Annotated in this window: 23 protein-coding genes and 1 tRNA gene; 10 read left to right on the top strand and 14 right to left on the bottom strand. The window is 57.2% G+C overall.

The window, feature by feature from the left end; all coding sequences use genetic code 11:
* Nucleotides 1-611 precede the first annotated feature (611 nt).
* Together ACR0B5_RS18570 and ACR0B5_RS18565 are read right to left on the bottom strand one after the other, a co-directional pair.
* On the bottom strand, nucleotides 612-2,156 hold the full coding sequence (locus ACR0B5_RS18570) for a ShlB/FhaC/HecB family hemolysin secretion/activation protein (protein ID WP_480542459.1): 1,545 nt from the start codon (nucleotides 2,154-2,156) through the stop codon (nucleotides 612-614).
* A 124-nt stretch (nucleotides 2,157-2,280) separates the two neighbouring features.
* Nucleotides 2,281-2,580: a hypothetical protein gene (locus ACR0B5_RS18565; protein WP_170471152.1), complete on the bottom strand. Its 300-nt coding sequence runs from the start codon at nucleotides 2,578-2,580 to the stop codon at nucleotides 2,281-2,283.
* 393 nt (nucleotides 2,581-2,973) lie between these two features.
* On the opposite strand from ACR0B5_RS18565, the gene ACR0B5_RS18560 reads away from it, so the two are divergent.
* Both ACR0B5_RS18560 and ACR0B5_RS18555 read left to right on the top strand, forming a co-directional pair.
* A complete protein-coding gene (locus ACR0B5_RS18560; protein WP_480542457.1) occupies nucleotides 2,974-3,489 on the top strand; it encodes a DUF805 domain-containing protein in 516 nt (171 codons plus the stop codon).
* Nucleotides 3,490-3,563: 74 nt separating this feature from the next.
* Complete coding sequence (locus tag ACR0B5_RS18555; protein ID WP_480542455.1) at nucleotides 3,564-4,334, top strand: hypothetical protein; 771 nt, start codon at nucleotides 3,564-3,566, stop codon at nucleotides 4,332-4,334.
* A 21-nt stretch (nucleotides 4,335-4,355) separates the two neighbouring features.
* On the opposite strand, the gene ACR0B5_RS18550 is transcribed toward ACR0B5_RS18555, so the two are convergent.
* Complete coding sequence (locus tag ACR0B5_RS18550) at nucleotides 4,356-5,249, bottom strand: helix-turn-helix domain-containing protein (protein WP_480542453.1); 894 nt, start codon at nucleotides 5,247-5,249, stop codon at nucleotides 4,356-4,358.
* Nucleotides 5,250-5,591: 342 nt separating this feature from the next.
* Here ACR0B5_RS18550 and ACR0B5_RS18545 point away from each other — a divergent pair, with 342 nt between their 5' ends.
* The 3 genes from ACR0B5_RS18545 to ACR0B5_RS18535 all read left to right on the top strand — a co-directional run bounded on the left by ACR0B5_RS18545 (nucleotide 5,592) and on the right by ACR0B5_RS18535 (nucleotide 9,001).
* Nucleotides 5,592-7,250: a sulfatase-like hydrolase/transferase gene (locus ACR0B5_RS18545; protein WP_480542451.1), complete on the top strand. Its 1,659-nt coding sequence runs from the start codon at nucleotides 5,592-5,594 to the stop codon at nucleotides 7,248-7,250.
* Nucleotides 7,251-7,317: 67 nt separating this feature from the next.
* A complete protein-coding gene (locus tag ACR0B5_RS18540) occupies nucleotides 7,318-8,178 on the top strand; it encodes a tyrosine-protein phosphatase (RefSeq protein ID WP_480542449.1) in 861 nt (286 codons plus the stop codon).
* 166 nt (nucleotides 8,179-8,344) lie between these two features.
* Nucleotides 8,345-9,001, top strand: coding sequence for a lipid-binding SYLF domain-containing protein (locus tag ACR0B5_RS18535; protein ID WP_480542447.1), 657 nt, complete (start codon nucleotides 8,345-8,347; stop codon nucleotides 8,999-9,001).
* Between the two features lie 146 nt (nucleotides 9,002-9,147).
* Here the strand turns inward: ACR0B5_RS18535 and ACR0B5_RS18530 are convergent, their stop codons facing one another.
* The 5 genes from ACR0B5_RS18530 to ACR0B5_RS18510 all read right to left on the bottom strand — a co-directional run bounded on the left by ACR0B5_RS18530 (nucleotide 9,148) and on the right by ACR0B5_RS18510 (nucleotide 11,880).
* Nucleotides 9,148-9,699 carry an N-acetyltransferase family protein gene (locus ACR0B5_RS18530; RefSeq protein ID WP_480542445.1) on the bottom strand — a complete coding sequence of 184 codons (552 nt, stop codon included), beginning with the start codon at nucleotides 9,697-9,699 and terminating at the stop codon, nucleotides 9,148-9,150.
* Entirely contained in the window at nucleotides 9,696-10,250 is a 555-nt protein-coding gene (locus ACR0B5_RS18525) for a helix-turn-helix domain-containing protein (RefSeq protein WP_480542443.1), read from the bottom strand. Before ACR0B5_RS18525 ends, ACR0B5_RS18530 begins: the two co-directional genes overlap by 4 nt.
* 119 nt (nucleotides 10,251-10,369) lie before the next feature.
* Nucleotides 10,370-11,386: a Fe(3+) ABC transporter substrate-binding protein gene (locus tag ACR0B5_RS18520; RefSeq protein WP_480542441.1), complete on the bottom strand. Its 1,017-nt coding sequence runs from the start codon at nucleotides 11,384-11,386 to the stop codon at nucleotides 10,370-10,372.
* 202 nt (nucleotides 11,387-11,588) lie between these two features.
* On the bottom strand, nucleotides 11,589-11,714 hold the full coding sequence (ykgO, locus tag ACR0B5_RS18515) for a type B 50S ribosomal protein L36 (RefSeq protein ID WP_008755722.1): 126 nt from the start codon (nucleotides 11,712-11,714) through the stop codon (nucleotides 11,589-11,591).
* A 91-nt stretch (nucleotides 11,715-11,805) separates the two neighbouring features.
* Nucleotides 11,806-11,880, bottom strand: a tRNA-Val gene (locus ACR0B5_RS18510).
* Nucleotides 11,881-12,027: 147 nt separating this feature from the next.
* Here ACR0B5_RS18510 and ACR0B5_RS18505 point away from each other — a divergent pair.
* A complete protein-coding gene (locus ACR0B5_RS18505) occupies nucleotides 12,028-12,888 on the top strand; it encodes an N-formylglutamate amidohydrolase (protein ID WP_480542439.1) in 861 nt (286 codons plus the stop codon).
* A 3-nt stretch (nucleotides 12,889-12,891) separates the two neighbouring features.
* Here the strand turns inward: ACR0B5_RS18505 and ACR0B5_RS18500 are convergent, their stop codons facing one another.
* Complete coding sequence (locus tag ACR0B5_RS18500; RefSeq protein ID WP_480542437.1) at nucleotides 12,892-14,145, bottom strand: DNA polymerase IV; 1,254 nt, start codon at nucleotides 14,143-14,145, stop codon at nucleotides 12,892-12,894.
* 388 nt (nucleotides 14,146-14,533) lie between these two features.
* Nucleotides 14,534-15,238 carry an orotidine-5'-phosphate decarboxylase gene (gene pyrF, locus ACR0B5_RS18495; RefSeq protein ID WP_480542435.1) on the bottom strand — a complete coding sequence of 235 codons (705 nt, stop codon included), beginning with the start codon at nucleotides 15,236-15,238 and terminating at the stop codon, nucleotides 14,534-14,536.
* A gap of 139 nt (nucleotides 15,239-15,377) precedes the next feature.
* Here pyrF and ACR0B5_RS18490 point away from each other — a divergent pair, with 139 nt between their 5' ends.
* A complete protein-coding gene (locus ACR0B5_RS18490) occupies nucleotides 15,378-15,695 on the top strand; it encodes a hypothetical protein (RefSeq protein ID WP_480542433.1) in 318 nt (105 codons plus the stop codon).
* Here ACR0B5_RS18490 and ACR0B5_RS18485 read toward each other — a convergent pair.
* On the bottom strand, nucleotides 15,665-16,249 hold the full coding sequence (locus ACR0B5_RS18485) for an isopropylmalate isomerase (RefSeq protein WP_480542431.1): 585 nt from the start codon (nucleotides 16,247-16,249) through the stop codon (nucleotides 15,665-15,667). The two genes, ACR0B5_RS18490 and ACR0B5_RS18485, sit on opposite strands and share 31 nt — an antisense overlap.
* A gap of 191 nt (nucleotides 16,250-16,440) precedes the next feature.
* On the opposite strand from ACR0B5_RS18485, the gene clpB reads away from it, so the two are divergent.
* Entirely contained in the window at nucleotides 16,441-19,059 is a 2,619-nt protein-coding gene (clpB, locus tag ACR0B5_RS18480; protein ID WP_480542429.1) for an ATP-dependent chaperone ClpB, read from the top strand.
* On the opposite strand, the gene ACR0B5_RS18475 is transcribed toward clpB, so the two are convergent.
* The 3 genes from ACR0B5_RS18475 to ACR0B5_RS18465 form a co-directional block, all read right to left on the bottom strand.
* Nucleotides 18,974-20,119, bottom strand: a complete 1,146-nt coding sequence (locus ACR0B5_RS18475) for a class I SAM-dependent methyltransferase (RefSeq protein ID WP_480542427.1) — start codon at nucleotides 20,117-20,119, stop codon at nucleotides 18,974-18,976. The genes clpB and ACR0B5_RS18475 overlap by 86 nt on opposite strands.
* Complete coding sequence (locus tag ACR0B5_RS18470) at nucleotides 20,119-20,934, bottom strand: cyclase family protein (protein ID WP_480542425.1); 816 nt, start codon at nucleotides 20,932-20,934, stop codon at nucleotides 20,119-20,121. Before ACR0B5_RS18470 ends, ACR0B5_RS18475 begins: the two co-directional genes overlap by 1 nt.
* Nucleotides 20,935-21,062: 128 nt before the next feature.
* On the bottom strand, nucleotides 21,063-22,022 hold the full coding sequence (locus tag ACR0B5_RS18465; protein WP_480542423.1) for a hypothetical protein: 960 nt from the start codon (nucleotides 22,020-22,022) through the stop codon (nucleotides 21,063-21,065).
* A gap of 198 nt (nucleotides 22,023-22,220) precedes the next feature.
* On the opposite strand from ACR0B5_RS18465, the gene msrP reads away from it, so the two are divergent.
* Together msrP and msrQ are read left to right on the top strand one after the other, a co-directional pair.
* Nucleotides 22,221-23,123 carry a protein-methionine-sulfoxide reductase catalytic subunit MsrP gene (gene msrP / locus ACR0B5_RS18460; RefSeq protein WP_480542421.1) on the top strand — a complete coding sequence of 301 codons (903 nt, stop codon included), beginning with the start codon at nucleotides 22,221-22,223 and terminating at the stop codon, nucleotides 23,121-23,123.
* 3 nt (nucleotides 23,124-23,126) lie between these two features.
* Nucleotides 23,127-23,741 carry a protein-methionine-sulfoxide reductase heme-binding subunit MsrQ gene (gene msrQ / locus ACR0B5_RS18455; protein ID WP_480542419.1) on the top strand — a complete coding sequence of 205 codons (615 nt, stop codon included), beginning with the start codon at nucleotides 23,127-23,129 and terminating at the stop codon, nucleotides 23,739-23,741.
* Nucleotides 23,742-24,053 lie beyond the last annotated feature (312 nt).

Raw genomic sequence — 24,053 nt, 5'->3', positions numbered from 1 at the left:
CAGTTTGGCCGGTAGGCTGAGGCGGGATCTGACCAGGAACGGCGACTGGTATTTGGTTGGGTGTCGCTGTTGGCACAAGGGGCGGCACATTGGGTTGAGGCGGAACCTGACCAGGGACAGCTATCGGAACTTGATTAGGAGTCGCAGTCGGAACTTGCGGCGGCACATTAGCCAATGGCGGAACCTGATTGGGAACGGCTGTCGGAACCCGGTTTGGTGTCGGATTTGGCACCAAAGGCGGAGCGAGCGTCGGCGCTACGATCGGCGTTGGAACTTGCCCCGGAACCGCTATTGGCGTTGCGATCGGAACCCGACCGGGAATTGCGTTCGGGACCGCGCCCGGCGCAAGGACCGGCACAGCAACGGAGGTGGGTGTTTGCTGTGTTCCCTGAGGCGGCAATTGATTTGCCACCGGTTGCGTTGGGCCGGTAATTTGATTGCCTACCCCTTGCCCACCGGCCTGCCCACATCCTTGGCTCGACCGGTGCGGATTCCCTACGCCACGGCACCAACCGTAATGATTTCCCTGCGCGGCGACCTGCGTCGCGGCCAGTTCTGCAAACAAACAAGCTGCGGCAATTAAAGCAATGCGGTTCCGTTTCATAACATCCTCACCAACTTGTTGTCAGAGCAAGATACGCGCCAGGATCACCAGAGTCGGTCAAGGGACCGTCTCTCAAAGGGACACCGACATATCCGGACAGAAATAGGTTTTGCTTAAACTCAATGTCCAAACCCAGACCTGTCGAGGCCAGTGTAGCATTGTCGACTTCAAAACTCGCAGGGTCATTGTTCGAGATGTAGCCTACGTCGAAAAAGACAAAGGGCGTTAAGCGATGAATGCTTTGGGAACTTGGAAAGTAGGAGTGAGACACTTCGAAAATCGCGGAAATCCCGGAATCACCATCCACTTCGTCAAACCGATATCCACGCAAAGCATAACGATCACCAAGGAAGTACTCCTCGACCGAGGGCAGCCGGTCGGTGGTGTACTGCCCCCAAATCTCAGTGCGCCAAGCAGTATTGGGCGACAAGCTCGTTAGCGGGCTTTCGTATCCAATGCCGCCCCGCAGATGCCAGAACGAAGAGTCTCCGTCGTCAAAATTCGCGTCTGTCGTGTCGTTGTCATTGTCACCAAAAGATAAGGTTATCCCCGCTTCCAGAGCTTGTCCTTTTGGATAGTTTTGGCCGTAGAGATATGTCAGGCCAACGACACTTGCGTCACTGGATAGTGGAACGCCACCACTGACTGAGTCCGCTTCGGAAATGCGATAATCCAGCAGAAGGTACCCATAGCGGGCCACATCGCGGATCACGGGATATCCCAACGCGACGGTGAAGTTCTCGCCATCAACATCTGTTCTTGCAAAATCACCCGAGAGGTCACGTTTTGCGTTTATGTTTCCGTAGAAAATCTCACCGTACAGCCCATTGCTGTTCAGCGGCGTGCGATAGGTAACAGCGCCCCACAAAGAGTGTTCGTCGTCTTTGTCCCAATTGTAGTTGCCTGAACCCTCAAATCGAAGCAAATCCCCGACGGTCAGCGTCGAATAAAATTCTTGTACGATATAGAAGCTGAGCGCTTCTCCAAGCTCACGCGGAGGGTTGTCGAGTGTCGCACTGCCGGCTTGTTTGCGCAGGGGCTCTCCCAATACCCTCAGCCGAGCACCAGCTTGATCCGGGTAATCAAGTTCGGTCGACACGTCCAAGTCGGGTATGTCCTCGGCGAGCATAACCGCACGCTCAAATCGTTTGAGAGTCATTGGATATGCGAAGGTGAGGGGGCGAAAAGTCTTTTCCAAGGTTTGGAACGTGCGTGTATCTACACCTTCAATTTCGATGGTTTGAATACGCCCTTCATCAACAATTATGCTCTGCCCATCGGGACCGGGCCAGGCCTCAGCCAAGAAGTAACCGTCTTCTCGGTAGATCTGCGTGATCGTTGATGCGACCTCCGCCGCTGTGATGCGCCCCGACCGGTCAAAGGCCAACTGACCGGCAAACGTTAGCAGCTCATCCGTATCATACACAGTTACGCCGCTGACAGAGTGCTGGGATGCTATGTCCCAAGTTTGGGCCATGCTGTATTTTGGGACGGATACAATAGCCACAAAAGTGCAGATGATCGCAAATACAACCGAGTTTGATACGGGCATTTTCCACAACCTTAGCATGATTGAGCAAGTTAAAGCCCAATCCTATTACGAGGTTAGAATGTCTGAGCTTACCGGTATTCAAATTTGATCACGACTGGTGCTTTCGAGATACACAGCGAGCAGACTACAATGCGCCTTCGTCGCCCAGGAACTCGATACCAGCCGTCGCGCCATCGGTGTAAGCAATACAATTCCAAGGAGCGCGATCCTCACCAACACCGACAGTGACTTGTGTTCCAGCTTCGCTAAACGCGGACGAGAGCACAACGACTTGCGAATTGTTCGTTGTTTTGGCCACATCTCGCAAACATGCCTGCTGAGCGGGTGTGGGTTCGGCGGACGCGCTCGACGTACTCGTTTCGTCACATGCCGCAAGCAATGCGAACAAAGTTGTGCCTGCAATCATCACTGTCTTTTTGGTCATTTTCTTCTCCATCAGAGTCCATCGAATCTAGTGAAATTGGATGCTCCTTTTTGAAGCGCCCGCTTCTATTCAGCCAATTGAGCACAGCTCGATCCGGCGCCCACCTTTCCCATAGATTTGTCGCCAACGGATTGGTCGGGAGAACGATATTGAGTTGATTGCCGGGGCCGGTAACAACGGGGGTCAAATAAAGCCTAGTCGAATTCGCATGTTTGAATCTTATTTTTCATAAATCAACATTTTTTCCGCGCGTAAATTTCGCTACCCTTTTGAAAGATAGGTTTTTGGCGTTCAAACAAAAATAGAAGGCGGGAAAACCCAGAAGGGCGAAGGCGTACTTTTGGGTCCGCGAGGCGTTCTGAGGCCGCACAGAAACGAAGAAAGGATTGAAAAATGGGATTTGGTGAAGCCGTTAAAACGTGTTTCTCGAAATACTTCCAGTTCTCCGGTCGGGCTATACGCTCAGAATACTGGTGGTTCTTCTTGTTTGTGGTTCTCGTGAGTGCGGCTTTGGCTGTGCTTGACACCATCTTATTCGGGACGGACCCCGAAACAGGGCAGGGAGCTCGGGTTCTGTCCTCTGTTTTCCAACTTGCCGTTCTCATACCAATGCTGGCCGCCGGTTGGCGGAGGCTACATGATACAGGTCGACCTGGCTGGTACTTGCTGCTGCCGATGGCGCTCAGCATTACAACGCTTTTTGTTATGTTGGGTGGGGTGGCGTTCTTTTCGGTATTGGAGCAAGGGACCGAAAACCCCGATGCATTGCGAGGACCTGCGGCCGTCCTGGGCGTGACCGGCATTGTTGTTGTCTCAATTCTTCAATTGGTTCTGTCCATCCTGATGATCTGGTGGCTGACGCGACCTTCCCAAGAAGGCGCAAACGAATACGGCGCACCTGTTTCCTAACCTTGTTGCCCGGGTAACGGGCCGGAAACTCTGGCTGAATGACAATACGAACCACAACACCATGGAGAGAGAAAATGAGTTTCAAAACGATTTCCATTGGAATGCTACTGATGGCCATGGCGACCACAGCATCAGCGGAGTGGTCGTTCAGTTCCGGGCCCAACCCTAATGCTTTTATTCAGACCGGAAACATGACGCTGGAACTTCAGTGTAATCGTATCCGCTTTGCTCCGGCTGGATATGAGGATAGCCAGGACATCGTGGAAAAGCAGGGGCTCTCCATTCGATTCTTGAAGAACGGCACCACCGAAATTGGCGCATTTCAGGTTGGTGCTGAAAACGCTGACGTGCAGATCGTCGACAATTATCCTGTCGAGGTTAGTTTCAATAGCCAGCAGGATTATGGTTTCGTACTGGACCAGCTTGCGGCCAATGCATCCGTTAATCTGTCTATGATTGATCAAGACGTCAGCTACGGAATCTTTGACTTGAAAGGTTCCAGCGCGGCAATTCAGTCCCTTCGTTCCACCTGCGATTCAGGTGCTAGCCAGGGTGCCTCCTACGAACCTACCGCAGGCATCGTCTATTGTGGTGGCGGAGCGGTAGAGCGAGTCATCGAACCCGTAATTTTGGACAACCCGGAGGGAGAATGGGACGCGCGAGTAACGGTCAACGGCGTGTCGATCAGAGCCATGACGGCCTACAGTTACTTCGGAAACTATGAGCCGCCCGCCGGATTTGTCGTTGCCCTGCTTGGGGAAGACAGATCCGAGTTTCTGATTTTTAGCGAGGGCTCGGCAAACTGGCTGGAGTACGGAGACTACAGGTATGATCAATGTAATTGATCCCACCCTCCAGCGGGCACCTTATTTTGTTTCCGAAGGCAGCTCGCCGAAAAACAGTCGGTAGTCTTTCGCAAACTGGCCCATATGCCAAAACCCGTGGCGGTTGGCAGCATCCGCTATTGAGCCATCGAAGGATCTGTTCAGCAAGTCCTCGCGAACCCGGTTCAGTCGGAGCCGCATGTAATACGCCTTTGGACCAAGACCGAACTCTTCCTTGAAGGCGCGGTCCAATGTGCGCCATGAGGCCGCGCACTCCTTGCAGATCTCCTCGATTGAGATCGGGTCCTCCAGATTGGCCAGCATCAGATCAATTGCGCGGCTCAGGGCGCGCCGCCTGGTTTCGGCTTGGCTTTTATCAAAATACGCGCTCGTATCGGTCAAGATCTTGAGGGCCTCAAGCATCAGCGCCTCTTCAGTGTCCTGATACCAGATGGCAGTTGCGTCGTTCAGCAACCGGACGACAGCCCCCTGCAGTCGCGCCATGCTGGCCAACCCCGCATTGGTGCCCAATTTGCGGGCTTCCGGTTCGTTGCCCTCGATGTAAAACCCGCAGGTTTCGGCCAGCTTTTCTAGCTTTTCGGTTTCAAACGAAACAACGCTTCCTGAAAATCCTGCGGTCGTGATGCCATCAAAACCATCCCGATCGCCGAAGACCAGAAAGGCGCTGTCCGTAACGTCTTTGGCCTGCCACTTTTCGATGGCACCGCGCGTGGGGATGCCAAACGTCTTCCATCCGTCAGGCGAAACACCACGCTGGTGGACGCGCTGGTTCATCGCGATATTGAGGGCAGAAACAGCCTGTCCTGAACGCACGGTTATCGCCGTGGACAACCGCCCGGGATCGAGCTGCCGAAAGTCGATCTCCCAAGGCGTGAGCTCTCCGATTCTGTTTGGATGATCAAGAGATAGGGCCATCGCCGGTGACGCTCCGCCCCAGCCGAACGGCGCCGCGTTTGGCATATTTGGCGAATTCTTGATGTGGTCCACCCCCAGATCCTGACAGTTTACCGGTAATGTAACGAATTCGATAGGTGGAATGTCAAGTGAAGCCGGAGTCTTCAAGCGATACGACAATGGGCCGCCCTCGGTTACCGAAGGGGGATGCCCGATCCGAACGTGTGGTGACGTTCCTGACGCCTTCGGAACATTGCCAGCTTTCAGAGCTGGCAAAACGGTCAAATCAATCCCTTTCCGCAAAATGCCACGAACTGATCGTTCAGGCGTTGGAATCTACGAGTGTCAAAAGGAGGTCCGAGAGTGACTAGAGCCTTAGGTAAGACCAGTGTCGCAGCCTGTTTGTTTGCCATGCTAGGCGTCGTGCCAGCAATCGCGCAGCAAGAGGCGATCGTTCATGATGGTGAGTTCGAATTCCTGCGGGCCCAGTTCGGGGATCAATGGGACGCGCAGGATGCTGAGATTGAGGCCAAGTTGGCCGAGATCCGCGAGGCCAATGACGGCAAGCCTCCGAACTTTCTGTATATTCTTATCGACGACATCAGCTTCGGCCAGATGGGCGAGCGCAAGATGAACTATGTGATGGGGATCGAGACCCCCAATATCAACGACTTCGCCAGTGAAGGCATGTCGCTGATGCGCATGTATACGGAGCCCTCCTGCACGCCAACACGCACGGCCATGCTAACCGGTCGGCACCCGATCCGGGCCGGTGTAGAGGAAGTTAAGGTCGCACTTGTCGGCGAGGGACTGCCCGCGAGCGAGGTTACCCTGCCGGAGATTCTTAAACAGGCCGGGTACAACACCTCGCATGTGGGGAAGTGGCATCAGGGTGATATCGAAGAAGCCTATCCGCACAATCAGGGCTTTGATTACGCGGTGTTTCCGCTGCACCAGCAGGTTCAACTCAGCCTGATGACCCGCGAGGCCATGGAGGCCAACAACATGCTGGGATATCACTCCTCGGGGCAGAACAACCAGTTTCTGCTGGATGAACGGTTCAAGCCCTATGGTCTGGTCACCGGTGTCGAGGCACAGGCAGGCGGCACCGCGCGCGAAGTTGACATGGAAGCGGGCGAAGAATGGACGCAGGCCAAGTACGAACAGATGAACGAACGCTATCAGGCGCAGGCATTGGAGCAGATTGAACAAGTCGCCGCGCAGGATGAGCCGTTTTTTCTGCAATACTGGCCGCTTTACCCGCTGAACTTCGCCTACCCGGATCAGGCGCTGTCGCGGAACGGCGGCTTCCATGCCGACAAGCTGCAACTGCTCGACGGCTGGATCGGAGAGGTGCTGGCCAAACTGGATGAGACCGGCGAGGCCGACAACACCATCGTCATGATCATGGCGGATAACGGGTTGATGTATCATTACGAGGGGACGTCGGGCCTGAACCAGTTGATCTATCGCGGCGGCAAGACCCAGCATCTTGAGGGCGGCGTCCGCACAGATGCCTTCATTCGCTGGCCCGGAGTGATCGAAGCCGATAGTGCTGCCGGTGATATCTTTCACGTCTCGGATATCTACACGACGATGGCCCGCATCGCAGGTGCAACGGATTTCATCCCGCGCGACCGAGTTATTGACGGTATCGACCAGACCGCCCTGCTTCTTGAGGGTGAGGGCAATGGCCGCCGCGACTACGTGTACGTCTACGAGGGGCCGGTTCTGCGTTCGGTTGTCAAGCAGGAATTCAAGATGCATCTACCTGCGCCGGGTGCCCCCGGAGCTGCAGCGCCGACCTATAACGTCTATCGCGACCCCCGCGAAGAACACCCGCTGGTTGGATACTCTCTTTGGGCCGGTGCCTCGTTCCAGGATATGATCAAGCGCCATCAGAAAATGATCGCCAAGTATCCAAACTCCGAGATCGGCAAGGATATCCCCTATGGCGGCATCGAAAACCTGCGCCCCGAAAGCCAAGAGGCCCGCGAGGTGTTCATGAGCTGGCAAGAATAGCCTTCAACGGCGCGCCCTTCGGGGCACGTCGATCACAGTCCTGCTCGATACAGCAATGGAGAGAGACATGAGACTATTCAGATCTATCGGTGCTGCGACCCTGCTGTTTGTCGCCGGTACCTTTCATCCAGTTCTCGCGACCGAGGATCGTGCCATCCCGCTAGAGAGTGTCTTAAATACACGCGACCTGGGTGGCCTGGAAACACAGGACGGTCGCACCGTACGGGCAGGGCAGCTCATCAGATCCGGTGAGATCGACCAGATCAGCGCAACCAGCATGCAGCGCCTGGACGATATGGATGTCAGCGCAATCGTTGATTTGCGAACAACGTCCGAGGCAACGGCGCATCCCGCGCAATGGCCCGAAGGAGAGGGGCCTGCGCGCCATCATTTCCCGGTGATGGAGAATGAAAGCCGGATGATTGACGATATGCGTGCCAGCATCAAGGCGGGCACGGCAACCGAAGCAGAAACAGATGGTTTGTTCTTAGGGGCCTTTGGCTATATCGCAACTGACTACATTGAAGAGTATCGCGATCTGTTCGACGTCTTGTTGAACCAGCCCGAAGGTGAGGCGGTTCTGTATCATTGTTCGGGCGGCAAGGATCGTACCGGTGTCGCGACCGCGCTCGTCCTGACAGCGCTTGGTGTTTCCAAAGACGAGATCCAATCGGATTTCATGATGAGCAATGCGCTCAAGGACGCGGACAACAAGGCTCAACAGATTGCGGCCGAGGTCAATGCGGCCGAAGGGACAAATATGACGCCGGAAGCAGTCTGGCCGTCGTTGGGGGTGCGAGAGGCCTATCTTGATGAGTTCTACAAGAGCGTTGAGGCAAGCTATGGCTCGGTGGACGACTACCTTCGCCAGGGGCTGGGGCTGACGGACGCGGATTTTGAAACCCTCCGCAACCGGTATCTGAACTAGGCTGGCCGGGAAAATTCACTTGTAAAAACAAACGGTCGAAGGCTGGCGATTTCGGACACTAAAGCCATGCGAAGCAAGCGTTCGTACCACATGCTAGCCAACGGGTTTTCACTGCGAAGGGTCTCAGGTACGTTTCTGCAAAAAACAAAACCGAGAGGAGGAAGAAATGCTGCGCTCTATGCCTTTGGCTTTCATCGCGATGGTGGTTTTTTTCCACCTTTCAAACAGCTCAGCTGCCAACGCACAGAACTTTTTGGACAAAGTGACAGAAGGGGTTTCTGATGCGGCCAAAAAGGTTGGGGATGTCGCTGAATCGGCAGGCGAGACCGTACTGCATGCGACGGACGGGGCGACTGCGTCCGAGATCGACGCCAGTGTAGATGCAGCACTGGCGCAACTTCTCGCGAGTTCCCCTGAGGCGGCGGATCTGTCCAACACGGCAGTCGCTGTTTTGGTTTTCCCCAGGATCACCAAAGGCGGCCTGATGGTTGGAGGTCAGTTTGGAGAAGGTGCGATGCGTGAAAACGGCGTCACGACCGGGTACTACAATATTGCCGGTGCGTCCTATGGTTTTCAGGCTGGTATTCAGCATTTCTCCTACGCGCTGTTTTTCCTCAACTCCGACGCCCTTGCCTATATGCAGAACAATGATGGGTGGGAGGTCGGCAGTGGTCCCACGCTCGTTGGCGGTGATGAAGGCTGGTCGGCATCGATGGGAACTAACGATCTGCAGGGCGACATCGTGCCGATCATCTTTGGGCAAGAAGGGCTTATGGCAGGCGCTGGTCTTCAGGGCACTAAGATCACCAAGATCGAAAAGTGAACTGCGGGGTGATTGCGTCACACAAGCACGGTTCGCTCATTTCTTGATACGAGGCACCCATGGCCTCTTTTCAAATAGTCCCGTTTGATCCGTCGCGAGGGTCGCCTGCTTTCCGTCCGAAAACCTGACGACCCGGACAGATCACCTTAAAATGCGACTCCGGTCTGTGGCTTCGGCGCTTGGTTGAGGTCTTTGAACATGAAGGTTGTCGGCTCCAGCGCGGGTTCGAATGGATTGCGGCAGTAGTTCGGAATCTCTCCTGCGGTTTGAAAGCCAAGGCCTTGGTAGAGAATCCGCGATGGGTCGGTGCTGCGTGTGTCGAGCACCAATATTGTTCTGCCCAGCTCAGATGAGCGGGCAAAGAGTGCGTTCATCAAACTGCGCCCCAGACCCTGGCGTCGGGCGTCGGGATGGACCAAAAGCTTGGCGACATCGGCGCGGTGCGGTTGATTGGGCATGGAGGCCGGAACCAATTGCACCGTCCCAAGGATACGTCCTCCGCTTTCTGCAACAAACAGGTCCAACGCCCCTGCTTGCAATTCAGGGCGAACGCGAGTCTCCCAATAGCGCTGGGCATCTGCGTGGTGGAACGGCAAGATGAACCCGATACTCGCGCCCGCATGCACGCAACCATGCAGGATGTCGGTCAGGTCATTCAGTGCCGCGTCGAAGGTGGAATCGGTCAGTCTTGTGATCATATCAGCACCAGCATGTAGCGCGCGCCTCGGGTGGCGCCGGTTTCAAATTGTGTCGGGCCGGATAGGTGGTATCGCAGGCAGTCTCCTCCACCGAGCGCGTGTGCCGTGCCGTCCACGGTGAGCGTCAGGCTTCCATCCAGAACGATCAGGTGGTGTTCCTGCCCCGGTTTCGGAGGCGTTTCGTACCGAACCACCGTATCCGGCGGCAGGTGGCATTCCAGCACCTCACCGCTCAACCCGGTGGAAGGGGGCGAGACGGATCGGCGCGTGAAGCCTGTTTCCGGATCGCTCCATTCGGGTTGCCGTTCAAACGGGACCTTGGGGTCGAAACTGTCCTCGACCATCATCAACAGGCGCGACATGGGCAGACCATACGCGGCGCAAAGACGGCCTAGGGTCTCTGCCGTCGGGCTGACCCCAGCCTTTTCCATACGCGATAGGGTTGCCCGGCTGACACCGCTGTTGTCCGCCAGTTGATCCAATGACCAACCGCGACTTTGACGCAGCTCCTTCAGGCGGATGGCAAGGCGGTTCGTGAGGGAATCCGGCATTGATCAATTATGAGAATGGTTTCCGTATGTGGGAATAATAGATTCAAAATATAGTATTGCAAAAGAAAAAGGGCGCAGAATTTACCGCGCCCTTTATACTTCCTAAGTATGGAGGTGTCTTACTTCCAGCCAACCTCGTTAAAGGTTTTCTGCGCTTCGGGCAGGTTCTTGGCGACGGCAGACAGATCAACATCGTCTGCTTTGAAATCGCCCAGCTCGGCCACGGACTCGGAAACGGCGACGCCCTCAACGGTTGGATATTCATCGTTGCCGGCCGAGAAATACTGCTGCGCCTGATCGCTTGCCAGATACTCCAGGAACTTGATGGCGTTATCCTTATGCGGCGCGTTTGCGGCAACACCCCCACCCGACAGGTTCACATGCGCGCCATTGCCGTCCTGATCCGGGAAAACCCAGCCGATCACGTCACGCTCGGCCGAGACGCCATCGACGTCTTTCCGAATCGCGCGGGAAAAGTAGTAGGTGTTGGACACGGCAAGATCACACTCACCCGAGACGACACCGCGCAGTTGGTCGGTGTCACCGCCTTGCGGGTCACGCGCCATGTTGGCCACGACGCCTTCGGCCCAGGTTTTGGCGGCTTCGGATCCGGCGTTTTCGATGATCGAGGCAAGCAGGGTCTGGTTGTAGACATTGGTGCTGGAGCGGATGCACAACTGACCTTTGTATTTGGGGTCTGCCAGATCAGCATAGGTCTGCGGCGGCTCGGAGACTGCGTTCTTGTTGTAGAAAATGATGCGCGCCCGCTGCGAGAAACCGAACCACTGGTTGTCGCTGTCCTGAAGGTTCGACGGAATACGCTCTTCCAACACGGCGCTGTCGATTGTCTGCAGCACGCCCGCGTTCTTCGCGCGCTCAAGTCGCGAGGTGTCGACGGTCAGCAGAATATCAGCGGGGGAGTTCACGCCCTCGGCTTCCATGCGCGCGATTAGCTCATCTGCCTTGCCTTCGATTCGGTTGATGGTGATGCCGGTTGCATCCTCGAAATCCGAATAGAGGCGTTCGTCGGTGTCATAGTGGCGCGACGAATAGATATTCAGCTCGCCTTCTGCTGCTGCGGACGTGGCGACCATGGCTGCAAGGCCAGCCGCGATACAGGTCGTGGATTTAAACATGATTGCTCCCAACATTGAGTATTCCATCGGGGTAAACCCGAGTTAAACACTCAATTAACGCATTGGGTTTGGTTTGCAAGCAAAACCCGACAAAAATTGTGCGAAATCTCGGGCGCTTTGGACGGCGACGCTGAACCAAGCCAGCAAGCACAAAAAAACCGCACCCAAAGGCGCGGTTCTTTCGAAGAGATATGTGCAGTTCTTAGCCCTGGCGAGCTTTGAACTTGCGCTGCGTCTTGTTGATCACGTAGACGCGGCCTTTGCGACGCACAATACGGCAATCACGGTGCCGGTTCTTGAGCGAGCGGAGCGAGTTCTTGACCTTCATGGGTCTGTCTCCAATCTGCGGCGCCTTCATCAAAGACGTGGCCAGCGCCTGGGTTTGTCGGGTGCCCCGGCAAGCCGAAGCAGTGAATAGATGGTGGGCGGTACAAGGATCGAACTTGTGACCCCTTCGATGTCAACGAAGTGCTCTACCGCTGAGCTAACCGCCCACGTCCCTTTGCGTGTCCTGCCCCATAACGAAATGGGGCGCGGATACCCGCGCCGGTAGCGGGGTCTATAAAAGGAGTCGCAAAGGGGTTCAAGGGGTTTGGAAGAACTATTTTCCAGTCTATGTTAATCCCGAACACGGAGAGACCATGAAGAACCCTTCCTATTTTCTGGATATGCCCGGAAACCGCAGTTCATGCGTTGTTTTTTCATCGCCGCATAGTGGCCGTGACTATCCAGAGGCGTTTCTGAAGCGCTCGGTTTTGGGGTCTGATGTGATTCGATCCTCGGAAGATGCCTTTGTGGATCAGCTCTTTGCCTCGGCCTCGGATTTCGGGGCGCCGTTGATCAAGGCGGCGATGCCACGGGCTTATCTGGACCTTAACCGCAGCGCGGATGAGCTGGACCCGGCCTTAATTCAGGGTGCAAAGAGGCAAGGGCACAATCCGCGTGTGGCCTCGGGGCTGGGGGTGATTCCCCGCGTGGTGGCAAATGGGCGGGCGATTTATCGCGGCAAACTGACCATGGATGAGGCGCGCCTGCGCATCGACACCTATTGGCGCCCCTATCACAGCCGCCTCAAGGCTTTGCTGGCGGAGTCACATGCGAAATTCGGGCAGGCGATTCTGGTTGACTGCCATTCGATGCCGCATGAGGCGGTGGCCATGGCCAGCACCGCGCGCAACACACGCCCCGAGATTGTTCTGGGCGATCGTTTCGGTGCATCGGCATCAACCGAGATCGTGGACCGAATTGAGGCTGCCTTTACCTCGGCCGGATTGGTCGTTGCGCGGAACGCACCCTTTGCCGGGGCTTACGTGACCCAAACCTACGGCCGCCCCGGTCGGCAGCAGCATGCGATTCAGGTTGAGATCGACCGCTCGATCTACATGAACGAAGATACGATCTCGCCCAATGCCAATTTCATGGCGTTCTCCAAGATACTGCGGCAAGTGATCGCCGAGATTTCCGAGATCGGTTCCGAACCGCAGCGGCTTGCGGCGGAATAGGCGTTACCGTAGCGCGCGGCCTTTCACGATTGCATCACTTCCGAACCGTTTGCGAATCTCGTCCGTGGCGCGCTCGGCCTGAGACCTGCGTGTCGCGCTAGGGTCCAGCAAGTCGCCCGAGATATCAGCCTGATCCGCCGGGCACAGATCGGACAACCCGCATCCCAACAGGCGATAGGGACCCTGATCTCCCACCTGATCGAATAGCCCGCGCGCTGTTCTGTAGATGCGGTCCGCGATCTGAGTCGCATCGCGCAGCGACACGCGGCGCGTGATGATCTTGTGATTGGCCTTTTTCAGCTTCAGCGTCACCACCCGGCCTGCCAGATCCTTGGCCTTGGCCCGGTCCGAGACCTTCAGTGCCATGCGCCACAGATGCCCATCCAGAATCTCTAGGTTTGAGGTGTCTTCGAAAAACGTGGTTTCGTTGCTGATCGACTTCATCGGTTCATGGGTCGAGACCCGGCGCTTGTCCTGGCCGCGTGCCAGATGCCACAGACGATACCCCATCGACCCGAACCGGGCCGTCAGCGCCTCCTGATCCCAGCGCAGCAAGTCTGAGAAGGTTCGGATCCCTGCGCGCTCCAGCGATTCCTGCGCTGCCGGGCCGATGCCCCAGATCAGCCTGACGGGTTTGTCGTGCAGGAAGTCAGCCGTCTCTGCTTTCCCGATCACGGAAAACCCCCGTGGCTTGTCGAGGTCCGAGGCGACCTTGGCCAGAAACTTGTTGTGGCTTAACCCGATGGAGCCGGTCAGCCCCAGCTCATCCTTCATGCGCTTGACCAGACGCGCCAGCATCACCGCTGGCGGCGCGCCATGCAGACGTTCGGTGCCGGAAAGATCAAGGAAAGCCTCGTCCAGCGACAAGGGTTCGACCTTGGGTGTCAGTTCATCCATCATCGCACGGATCTGACGGGATACCTCGGCGTAGACTGACATGCGCGGTTTGATCACCACGGCGTCCGGACACAGTTGCAGCGCTTTGAACATCGGCATGGCCGAGCGCACCCCTCGGATACGCGCCACGTAACAAGCGGTTGAGACGACCCCGCGTCTCCCACCGCCCACAATCACTGCCTTGTCTGCCAATTCAGGATTGTCGCGCTTTTCAACCGAGGCATAGAACGCATCACAATCCATATGCGCAATCGACAGGTCAAACAGCTCGGGGTGCGATTTCAGTCGCGGGCTACCACAGGACGGGCAGCGCGGCGCGTCCGGGAAACTGGTCAGGCATTCGCGGCAGATCGTGGGCATGGCTACTTTTCCCGACCCGAAAAGGGTGGCTCCGGGGGTTCGAAGCTATAGTGTCTATCGGCTTTCGTGAGAACGCAACAGAGGCTTCGACAGTCTTCAGGAATCTGGCGGTTTGAGCAGAGAGTTGGACTGTCAAGAAAACCCCCCGCTTGGGGCGGGGGGAAGGTAACGAACCACAGGAAGAGGTAGTTCGTTGGGGAGTAACTCCGCCCCAGAATCGCTCAAAACGCTATATTTAGATAGGTGGCCGCGTTATTCCCTAAAACTTGTGCCGGGTTTGTGTGTTTTCGGGCACAGGGGGAAATCAGGGGAAAATTCCCGCTGTTGACCTAAGGTAAAGAAATCACTGCTGTTTCGGACGTCTGAGACGCTGAATCCCCGTCCGCGATCAGTGGCGTGTCAATGATTTTAACTCGGCCAGAACGGCCTCGGCTGCGGCTTTCGGGTCCTCCGCCTGATAGATAGGACGCCCGACAACAATATGATCCGCCCCATCTCCGATCGCACTGGCAGGCGTTGCGACGCGTTTCTGGTCCCCCAAAGCAGCCCCGGCAGGGCGCACGCCCGGTGTCACGATCAAGCGGCCCTCGGCCGGGGGCAGGGCGCGGATCAGCGCGGCCTCTTGCGGGCTGGCGATCACGCCATCGGCCCCGGCATCCAGCGCTTTGGCCGCACGTTCCACCACCAGATCCTGCACATCGCCTGCCTTCAACAGGCTGGCATCCAAATCATCGCGGTTGAGCGAGGTGAGGATAGTTACTGCAAGGATCTTCAGGTCTTTGCCGGATGCACCTTCTTTCGCCGCGCGTACCACATGCGGGTCGCCATGAACGGTCAGGAAATCCAGATCGAACTGCGCCAGACCACGGACAGCGTTTTCTACCGTATTGCCGATGTCGAAGAGCTTCATGTCCAGAAAGATGCGCTTGCCATGGTCCTGTTTCAGCTCATTGGCCAAAGCTAGACCGCCGCCCGTCAGCATTCCCAGCCCGATCTTGTAGAACGAGACCGCATCACCCAACCGTTCGGCCATCGCCAAACCTTGCAGAGCGTTCGGGACGTCAAGGGCTACGATCAGGCGGTCATCGGACATGTTGGGTCTCCTTGCTGGCAAACGTCTGCCTCCTAGCGGGTTCGGGCGCAACTGTCCATGCAGGTCCGTCCAATCGAAAGAGGATGATCTGTGTTACAGTGGCTCAAATCGATCAATAGGTCACATGAAGGGACAGAACATGAGAAAGCTTGCCTTGCTGGGAGTGGCGCTGATGATGGGCGCCTGCGACGAACCCGCCTCAGGCACATCTGACACAGGCGCGGCGCCAGCGCCGACCAATGAAAACCTGCCTCTGGTCCTGGGCTACCGATCTGAGGATGATTGGTGCCAGCTTACAGGTGAGAGCGCCTTTACCGTCGAATTTCTGGATCACACCGCCGATCTTGTCTCGTGCCCGACCGGCAGCAGCGCCGAACAATCCTTGGTCGAGACATATACGTTAGAGCCGGTGGCGCAAACCGGCGGCTATTCGGTATACTCCATTTCGCGCGGCTGACGGCGTCTGCCCACCCATGCTGCATTCGCCGCAATCAGGGCGATTCCGGACAGTTCCAGAAGCCAGTTCATTCGGATCGACATGATCTCGGCACCCAAAAACGCATCGAAGTTGTGAAACCCGGCGGCGCGGATCATCACAAAGCAGATCAGAGTGACAAAGCCGATCAGGGCGATGCCGACCTCTCGCAAGTGTTTACGAAGGAACCAGAGGCTGACAAGCGAGATCCAGAAGCCGCTGAACACGACAACAATGATAAAGCCGATCTGGACAGACTTGCGATCCTCGTACCAGCCTTGCATCTGCGACAGACAGCGGGCGCTGGCCGTAAGCGCGGATTGCAGATCCAGTTGTTTGTTGATCATCAAAGCAAACAACAGCAGCGCGAGGATCAGCCAGAACCACCGGACGTGGGAATTGCGCCTTGCGCGCAGGCATAGCAGTGCGGCGAAACCGTATGCAGTAACCGTGAGCCAACCGATCACGCTTGGGTCGCCAATGGTGGGCGACCATTGTTCTGCAATGCAGCTGCGTAGCGCAGTGGCTGAGATCATGGAAGCGCGCTCCTAATACGGTTTTTTCGCAATTGACCGAGATCATTCAGCTTCCCAGCATGCATCATGTTATTCTGCCAAGACAATCTTGAATACACGCCGACATTACCCAAATTGAATGTGAGGCCTCAATCGACGCGTGCCGCCAAGCGGGCGCATCAAAACGGGGCGCTTGAGAAAAGGAGAATGCTATGGACTTGAACAAGTTCACCGAGCGGGCACGGGGTTTCGTGCAGGCAGCGCAGACGATTGCGCTGCGCGAGGGGCACCAGAGGCTGGAGCCTACACACATACTTAAGGCGTTGATGGACGATGATCAGGGGCTGGCGAGCAACCTGATCACCCGCGCGGGCGGAGCGCCGAACCGCGTGGTTGAGGCGTTGGATGCTGCGATGGGGAAAATCCCGAAGGTCAGCGGTGATGCTAGCCAGATTTACATGGATGGCCAGACCGCCAAGGTTTTGGACGAGGCCGAGAAGATTGCCACCAAAGCGGGCGATAGCTTTGTGCCCGTGGAACGGGTGCTGATGGCGCTCTGCATGGTCAAATCCAAAGCCAAGGACGCTTTGGAGGCCGGGGCCGTTTCTGCTCAGAAACTGAACGAAGCTATCAATGATATCCGTAAGGGCCGCACTGCGGACACCGCTTCGGCGGAAGAGGGCTATGACGCACTGAAGAAATACGCGCGCGATCTGACCGAGGCCGCGGCCGAGGGTAAGATCGATCCGATCATCGGGCGGGATGAGGAAATTCGCCGCTCGATGCAGGTTCTGTCGCGCCGTACTAAGAACAACCCTGTTCTGATCGGGGAACCCGGCGTTGGTAAAACCGCGATTGCCGAGGGCATGGCCCTGCGCATTATCAACGGTGACGTGCCGGAATCGCTGAAAGATAAGAAGCTGCTGGCGCTTGACATGGGCGCGCTGATTGCTGGTGCGAAGTATCGCGGTGAGTTCGAAGAGCGCCTCAAGGCGGTGCTGACCGAAGTGACCGAGGCCGCTGGTGAGATCATCCTTTTCATCGACGAGATGCACACGCTGGTCGGTGCCGGCAAATCTGACGGCGCGATGGATGCCGCCAATCTGATCAAGCCTGCGCTTGCTCGGGGTGAGCTGCATTGTATCGGTGCGACCACGCTGGATGAGTATCGCAAGTACGTGGAAAAAGACGCGGCCCTTGCGCGCCGGTTCCAGCCCGTGATGGTGCAGGAGCCGACGGTCGAGGACACGATCAGCATCCTGCGCGGCATAAAGGAGAAGTATGAGCTGCACCATGGCGTGCGTATTTCGGATTCGGCGCTGGTGTCGGCGGCGACCCTGTCGCACCGCTATATCACCGACCGTTTCCTGCCCGACAAAGCCATCGACCTGGTCGATGAGGCGGCGTCGCGTCTGCGGATGGAGGTGGACTCAAAGCCGGAAGAACTCGATCAGCTGGATCGCCAGATCCTGCAAATGCAGATCGAGGAAGAGGCGCTGAAGCTCGAAGACGACGCGGCCTCGAAGGATCGCCTGGAGACCCTGCAAAAGGATCTGGCCGATCTGCAGGAGAAATCCGCGGAAATGACTGCCCAGTGGCAGGCCGAACGCGACAAGCTTGCCGGTGCGCGTGATCTGAAAGAACAGCTCGACAAGGCGCGCGCTGATCTGGAGATCGCCAAGCGGGAAGGCAATCTGGCGAAAGCGGGTGAGCTGTCCTATGGCGTCATCCCGGAGCTTGAGAAAAAGCTGACCGAGGCCGAAAATGCCGAAAGCAACGCCATGATGGCCGAGGAAACGGTGCGCCCTGAACAGATCGCGTCGGTGGTCGAACGTTGGACGGGTATCCCGACCTCGAAAATGCTGGAAGGCGAGCGCGAGAAGCTGTTGCGGATGGAAGACGATCTGCATTCCCGCGTGATTGGTCAGGACGCGGCGGTGACTGCTGTCGCCAACGCCGTGCGCCGTGCGCGCGCGGGTCTGAATGACGAGAACCGCCCGCTAGGCTCGTTCCTGTTCCTCGGTCCGACCGGTGTGGGCAAGACGGAACTGACCAAGGCCGTGGCGAGCTTCCTGTTCGATGACGACAACGCGATGGTGCGCATCGACATGTCCGAGTTCATGGAGAAACACGCGGTCGCGCGTCTGATCGGTGCCCCTCCGGGCTATGTCGGTTATGACGAGGGCGGCGTGCTGACCGAAGCCGTACGGCGCAGGCCCTATCAGGTCGTACTGTTTGACGAGGTCGAAAAGGCGCATCCGGATGTGTTCAACGTGCTGCTTCAGGTTCTGGATGACGGCGTGCTGACCGATGGTCAGGGCCGCACCGTGGACTTCAAGCAGACGCTGATCATCCTAACGTCGAACCTTGGGTCTCAGGCGCTCAGCCAATTGCCAGAAGGTGCGGACAGTGCGCAGGCGCGTCGCGATGTAATGGACGCGGTCCGGGCCCATTTCCGGCCGGAGTTCCTGAACCGTCTGGACGAGACCATCATCTTTGATCGGCTCAAGCGGGCCGATATGGATGGTATTGTCGATATCCAGATGGCACGTCTGCAAAAACGTCTGACCGCCCGCAAGATCGAGCTGGCCTTGGACGAAGGTGCCAAGGAATGGCTGGCCAACGAAGGCTATGACCCTGTTTTTGGGGCCCGTCCGCTGAAGCGTGTGATCCAGCGTGCTTTGCAGAACCCGCTGGCTGAGGCGCTGCTGGCCGGTGAGATCAAGGATGGCGAAACCGTCCCCGTCACCGCCGGGACCGATGGTCTGATAATCGGTGACCGTCTGGGTACGTCAGAACGCCCTCGCCCGGATGATGCCGTGGTGCATTGATGCGAAAACAAAGGCCCGCTTTGCTGCGGGCCTTTTTTCTTGTGAGGTCACAATCCTTTAGATGGGCTGCAATTGAACGAGGGAAAACGAGGAGCCGTCTAGAGAGTCCAATGGAAATCCATTGTCTCTGGACCCAACCCCAATTCAGCCAAATAAACTTCGATCCCTGCGCGCCCAAAATGTGCTCCAGTACTGAAAACCCTTGCTCGGCCGCGTAGGCTTCAACCTCATCAGGAGCAATGTTGAAGCGAAAGGGTTCGCCAACCCCGGCTACGGCATTACCGATGCTGTCCACCTGCTGTTGGGCCTGCGAGGCTGCTGCGGTTGATGCGTATGTCGTCAAAAAACGTGTTTCTTGCGCGCTGCTAGAGCGGATCAACGCATAAACATCAGCAACTTCTGGCGGCGGGACGTATTCCAGCGATACCTCGGCGATAAAGATCGTGCCTTGTTCGTGGTCATAGCCAAGGGATCGCAACTTATCGAGCGTTGTCTCACGTGCAAAATCCACCGCTGTGTAGTGGATGCTGGGCGGTGTACCGAAATTTGAACAAACCAAAGATCGCTTGGCTTCGATGGTCTCGGGGCGGTCGACTTCAAACACTGGTATGTGGCGATGGCTGTTGGACAGTCTCAGGCCCAGCGTATCGAGCCCCGCGCCAAGAATGACGATCTGTCGTGCGCCATGCGCGATTGCTGAAAGTGTCCGGCTTTCCATGAAAGTCTTGCGCCAAAGAACCGACGCGACCAGCCGCCGAGCGACGCCGCGATCATCTGCGAACTTGAGCACGGCATTCCAATCGGTCGCCTGTTCCAGGACTTCGGCGCCTTCGACAGCTCCGTCACGAAATAGCTGTTCGGCAAAAGGATCATAAAATACGCGTCGGTATGTAGGGTTGCGATTCACAAGAGCGCAAAAAGCACAAACGCCAAGGGCGGTTCGACTTAAACAGGGAATTGCGCTTTGCGGAACGTAAAACACTTCAGCCTCGTCGCGGTTGCTTTCGTCAAAATCGTGCTCGACAAAAATTAAGACCCGCCAACTTGGCGGGTCGTTCATTATATCAACGCGAAAATCCGCGCCGGGCCTCCAGTGCCGCCTTTGTGCTTGGGCGCTCCTATCACCAGGGTGGCCCCGGCGGCTGGGACGCGGTCGAGATTGGCCAGACACTCAATCCCGAACCGGCCGGTGGGCAGCCAGGCGTAGTGGGTGGCGAAATCGGCGGACATGCCGTGATCCAGCGACAGCGTGTCGACCGCCAAGGATCGCGCGCCGGTTTCCTCCATCAGCATCTGGGCGGCCTCGACGTGGAAGCCGGGATAGTGCTGCGCTTCTCCGTCGAAATTGCGAAACGCGTCGGTCGCAGTTTTTCCACCCCAGCCGGAGTGCATGGCGACGCAGGCGCCGTCGGGGATGTCTCCGTTTGCCGCGATCCACGCCTTGAGGTCATCGGGCGTCACGCGGGTATCGGCGTCTTCGGCGGCACGAGCGGCGATATCCACGACGCAGAGCGGCGCAACCAGATCCGTCACCGGAATCTCATCGACCGAGGTCCCGTCGGCCGAGAAATGCAGGGGCGCATCGATATGGGTGCCGGTATGTTCGTTGATCGACAAGTTGAACAGGTTGAACCCGTGATCCGCAAAGTTGAACGCCTGTTCGGCGGAGACGCCCGGCTCACCTCCCCATGTCGGAAACTCGGGGCTGAGGGTGTGGGTCATATCCTCGACCCCACCATGTCCTGCGGCCAATGCCGCCGGAGCGCTCGCGCTCGTTGCGGCAGCGGCCACGCCAGTGGCTGCGGCGGCTTTGAAGAAGCTCCGCCGGGACAGCATCTTGTCTTTGACGGCATTCATTACGCAGATATCACACATACGGTATCCTCCCTGATGGGTGGCAGCGTCGGGCGACCGGTGTCGCGGACCGTACCACCTATCAGGCAGAGTGCCGCGCTGACCCCTTCTGTGTAAAGGGTGCTGTCCGTTGTGGCGTACGGGGCGTCCTAGCGGAACTCACGGCTTTTACGCAGGGCGCGCAGCTCTTCCGAACTCATTTTGGGGCCTGAGCTGGTCGTGGGCTGCGGCGTTGGTTGAATCAATGTCTCGGTGCTTGGGGTCTTGTGCGCGGCACCACCGCTAAGGCGCAGATAAGCCAGAACCCCGCCAGCGCATTGATAGCTGAAGGCCCAGCTGGCCAGAAGGGTATAGGCCACGACGGTTGCGATCATCGGCGCAGTTACGGAAAACGGGGCCGCTCCGGTCGTCATCTCGCCGATTAATTGAACATCGTCGACCAGGGTGCTCGGACCGTAGATTGCGGTAAGTCCGACAATAAACAGCGCAAAGAAAAAGACCGCGCCGACAAAGCTGATCGCCACCACGGCAAACAGCTGCAGGAAGAAGGCACCGAAATGGTTGAACGGGGTATAAGGGCGGCCATTGGGGTCCCGCCCGATCGAGGCCGCAGCAATGGGCACCAGAAACCCAGCCCTTAGCGCGCAGATCGCCGCAAAGAGCAGGATCACAACACCCGAGAACATCATGATATGCACGGGCGTCAGGGTCGCGAAGAACGCGGCCGGGTCCTCGGGAACGCCGCCCCCTACGCTGACGGCACCGATGGCGAGCGCAGCGATCAGCGCAGCGGCCACACTGATCCCAATGGCTTCGACGGCACCGTAGATGACCGCTGGAAAGACAAACTTGCGGTAACTGTTACTCGGAGAAACCTCGCAGGCCTGCAGGCCCAAACGGCTGCCGACCAGCATTGGGATTACACCTGAGGATGCGCCTACAAAGAACGAGATTAGAACGGAAAGGCCCGGAATAAGCAGCCCGATCAGCGCGCTCAGTATCCCGCCTATCAACCCGTAGACGATAAGCGCGACCAGCAGAACGGGAAAGACAATAATATAGCGCCACAAAACGGACAGCGAAAAAGGAAAGGCCTGAAATACGAGCACGGGACCTACTCTGATCAACTATTGGATGATTCCCGCATACCGAATTGAGACTGCAAGGGCCAGCCGCCAAAAATGCCTTAGTCGCGGGCTGACGCAGTTGCGTTACAGTCTGTTCGCTCAATCGTGACGCTTGTTTCCTTGGCTCTGTGCTATCAGCGGACTACCTCACTCTGAGGCGGATTCACTACGGAGACCCAAATGGCGCATCGCTGGACCAACACTTTGACACATGCCGACGTCACCCCAAGGGCGGCGTTTCTGAACCGGCGGCAGGTTATGGCCGGGCTGGCAGGTGTCGGGCTGACCGCGATGGCCCGCCCCGCTACAGCGCAAGAAGCGCTGGAGCCGAACACCTGGGAAGAGATCACCAGCTACAATAACTTCTACGAGTTCGGCACCGGCAAGGACGACCCGGCCAAATATGCCCATACACTTGTGACCGAACCCTGGAGCATTGAGATCGACGGTCTGGTGGATCGCCCCGGCACTTATGACTTCAAGGACATCATGTCCGAGATGACAGTCGAAGAACGTATTTACCGCTTCCGCTGTGTCGAGGCCTGGTCGATGGTGATTCCGTGGAACGGGTTCGAACTGGCGGACCTGTTGAATATGGCGGGTGTGCAGGACGGCGCTAAATACGTGGCCTTTGAAACCGCCTACCGTCCCGATGAGATGCCCGGCACGCGCTTCCCGATTCTGGAATGGCCCTACCGCGAGGGTCTGCGTCTGGATGAGGCGATGCACCCGCTGACCATTATGGCGACAGGCATCTATGACCGCCCGATCCCAAACCAGAATGGTGCTCCGCTACGGTTGGTGGTACCCTGGAAATACGGGTTCAAGTCGATCAAGTCGATCGTGAAGATCACTCTGACCGAGGATGAGCCGCCCACCAGTTGGAACATGTCTGCGCCCCGTGAGTATGGCTTCTATAGTAATGTGAACCCGAATGTGGACCATCCGCGCTGGTCTCAGGCGTCCGAGCGTCAGATCGGCGGCGGTCTGTTCGCCAAGCGTATCCCGACGCTAATGTTCAACGGCTATGAACAAGAGGTCGCCAGCCTGTATGATGGTATGGACCTCAAGGAATATTATTGAGCCATGCAAGCAGTGAACCAGGCCATACGAACGATCCCCGTCTGGGCAGTCTATTTGGCTGGGGCCCTTCCGGCCCCTTGGTTCCTGTATCTTGCGCTCACAGGGGGTCTCGGGGTCGAGCCGATTACAGCGCTCGAACACAAGCTGGGGGAGTTGGCCCTTCAGTTGCTCATTCTTGGCCTGGCGGTGACCCCTCTGCGCCAGCATCTTGGCTTGAACCTCATGAAGTTCCGTCGAGCGATCGGCGTGCTGGCTTTTGCCTATGTTGCGCTGCACCTTCTGGTCTGGCTGGTGCTGGACGTTCAGCTTCTTGGCCAGATTTGGGCTGATATCCTCAAGCGGCCCTATATCACTGTCGGCATGGCGGGGTTCATTCTCTTGCTGCCTTTGGCGGTGACATCGAACAATTGGTCGGTGCGAAAACTTGGCCCGCGCTGGCGCAAGCTGCACAAACTGGTCTATCCGGCCGTTCTGCTTGGGGGGATCCACTATGTGATGTTGGCGAAGGGTTTCCAGCTAGAACCGCTTCTCTATCTCGCCGCGATCATAGGGCTGCTGCCAGCGCGTCTGCCGATACCAGGCCTGCTGACTCGGCTGAGGCAAGCCGATTCCGCGTAAGTTTTGACCGAGTCTGTGGGTAACTGTGTGGACAATGATTTGGTAGCAGTGATTCCGGATGGTCGGGGCGGTAATTGGCGGTGTCTGCGCGGTATTCGACTTCATTAAGTTTATGTTTTTTTGTGATAAAATGCGGCGTCTGAATTTTTCTCCACTTTTTTGCTTTTTCCGCTTGCGGCCTTCTGCGCTAAACCTTAGAACCCCCTTCACCGGCGCTGCTGAGGCGCTGGGGCGCTGCGGAAGCGGCGGGGACGCTCAGGATAGACTGGGGGCATCTGAGGTTGAGTTTTAGGCGGGCGCGCTGAGGGATTG

This window comes from Ruegeria sp. AG1 (assembly GCF_056541705.1).
This window is presented reverse-complemented; position numbering and strand designations above follow the sequence as displayed.

Coding starts and splice junctions, on each gene's coding strand:
- ACR0B5_RS18570 (WP_480542459.1), bottom strand. CDS start 2,156: ATGCCCGTATCAAACTCGGTTGTATTTGCGATCATCTGCACTTTTGTG.
- ACR0B5_RS18565 (WP_170471152.1), bottom strand. CDS start 2,580: ATGACCAAAAAGACAGTGATGATTGCAGGCACAACTTTGTTCGCATTG.
- ACR0B5_RS18560 (WP_480542457.1), top strand. CDS start 2,974: ATGGGATTTGGTGAAGCCGTTAAAACGTGTTTCTCGAAATACTTCCAG.
- ACR0B5_RS18555 (WP_480542455.1), top strand. CDS start 3,564: ATGAGTTTCAAAACGATTTCCATTGGAATGCTACTGATGGCCATGGCG.
- ACR0B5_RS18550 (WP_480542453.1), bottom strand. CDS start 5,249: ATGGCCCTATCTCTTGATCATCCAAACAGAATCGGAGAGCTCACGCCT.
- ACR0B5_RS18540 (WP_480542449.1), top strand. CDS start 7,318: ATGAGACTATTCAGATCTATCGGTGCTGCGACCCTGCTGTTTGTCGCC.
- ACR0B5_RS18535 (WP_480542447.1), top strand. CDS start 8,345: ATGCTGCGCTCTATGCCTTTGGCTTTCATCGCGATGGTGGTTTTTTTC.
- ACR0B5_RS18530 (WP_480542445.1), bottom strand. CDS start 9,699: ATGATCACAAGACTGACCGATTCCACCTTCGACGCGGCACTGAATGAC.
- ACR0B5_RS18525 (WP_480542443.1), bottom strand. CDS start 10,250: ATGCCGGATTCCCTCACGAACCGCCTTGCCATCCGCCTGAAGGAGCTG.
- ACR0B5_RS18520 (WP_480542441.1), bottom strand. CDS start 11,386: ATGTTTAAATCCACGACCTGTATCGCGGCTGGCCTTGCAGCCATGGTC.
- ykgO (WP_008755722.1), bottom strand. CDS start 11,714: ATGAAGGTCAAGAACTCGCTCCGCTCGCTCAAGAACCGGCACCGTGAT.
- ACR0B5_RS18505 (WP_480542439.1), top strand. CDS start 12,028: ATGAAGAACCCTTCCTATTTTCTGGATATGCCCGGAAACCGCAGTTCA.
- ACR0B5_RS18500 (WP_480542437.1), bottom strand. CDS start 14,145: ATGCCCACGATCTGCCGCGAATGCCTGACCAGTTTCCCGGACGCGCCG.
- pyrF (WP_480542435.1), bottom strand. CDS start 15,238: ATGTCCGATGACCGCCTGATCGTAGCCCTTGACGTCCCGAACGCTCTG.
- ACR0B5_RS18490 (WP_480542433.1), top strand. CDS start 15,378: ATGAGAAAGCTTGCCTTGCTGGGAGTGGCGCTGATGATGGGCGCCTGC.
- ACR0B5_RS18485 (WP_480542431.1), bottom strand. CDS start 16,249: ATGATCTCAGCCACTGCGCTACGCAGCTGCATTGCAGAACAATGGTCG.
- clpB (WP_480542429.1), top strand. CDS start 16,441: ATGGACTTGAACAAGTTCACCGAGCGGGCACGGGGTTTCGTGCAGGCA.
- ACR0B5_RS18475 (WP_480542427.1), bottom strand. CDS start 20,119: ATGAACGACCCGCCAAGTTGGCGGGTCTTAATTTTTGTCGAGCACGAT.
- ACR0B5_RS18470 (WP_480542425.1), bottom strand. CDS start 20,934: ATGTGTGATATCTGCGTAATGAATGCCGTCAAAGACAAGATGCTGTCC.
- msrP (WP_480542421.1), top strand. CDS start 22,221: ATGGCGCATCGCTGGACCAACACTTTGACACATGCCGACGTCACCCCA.
- msrQ (WP_480542419.1), top strand. CDS start 23,127: ATGCAAGCAGTGAACCAGGCCATACGAACGATCCCCGTCTGGGCAGTC.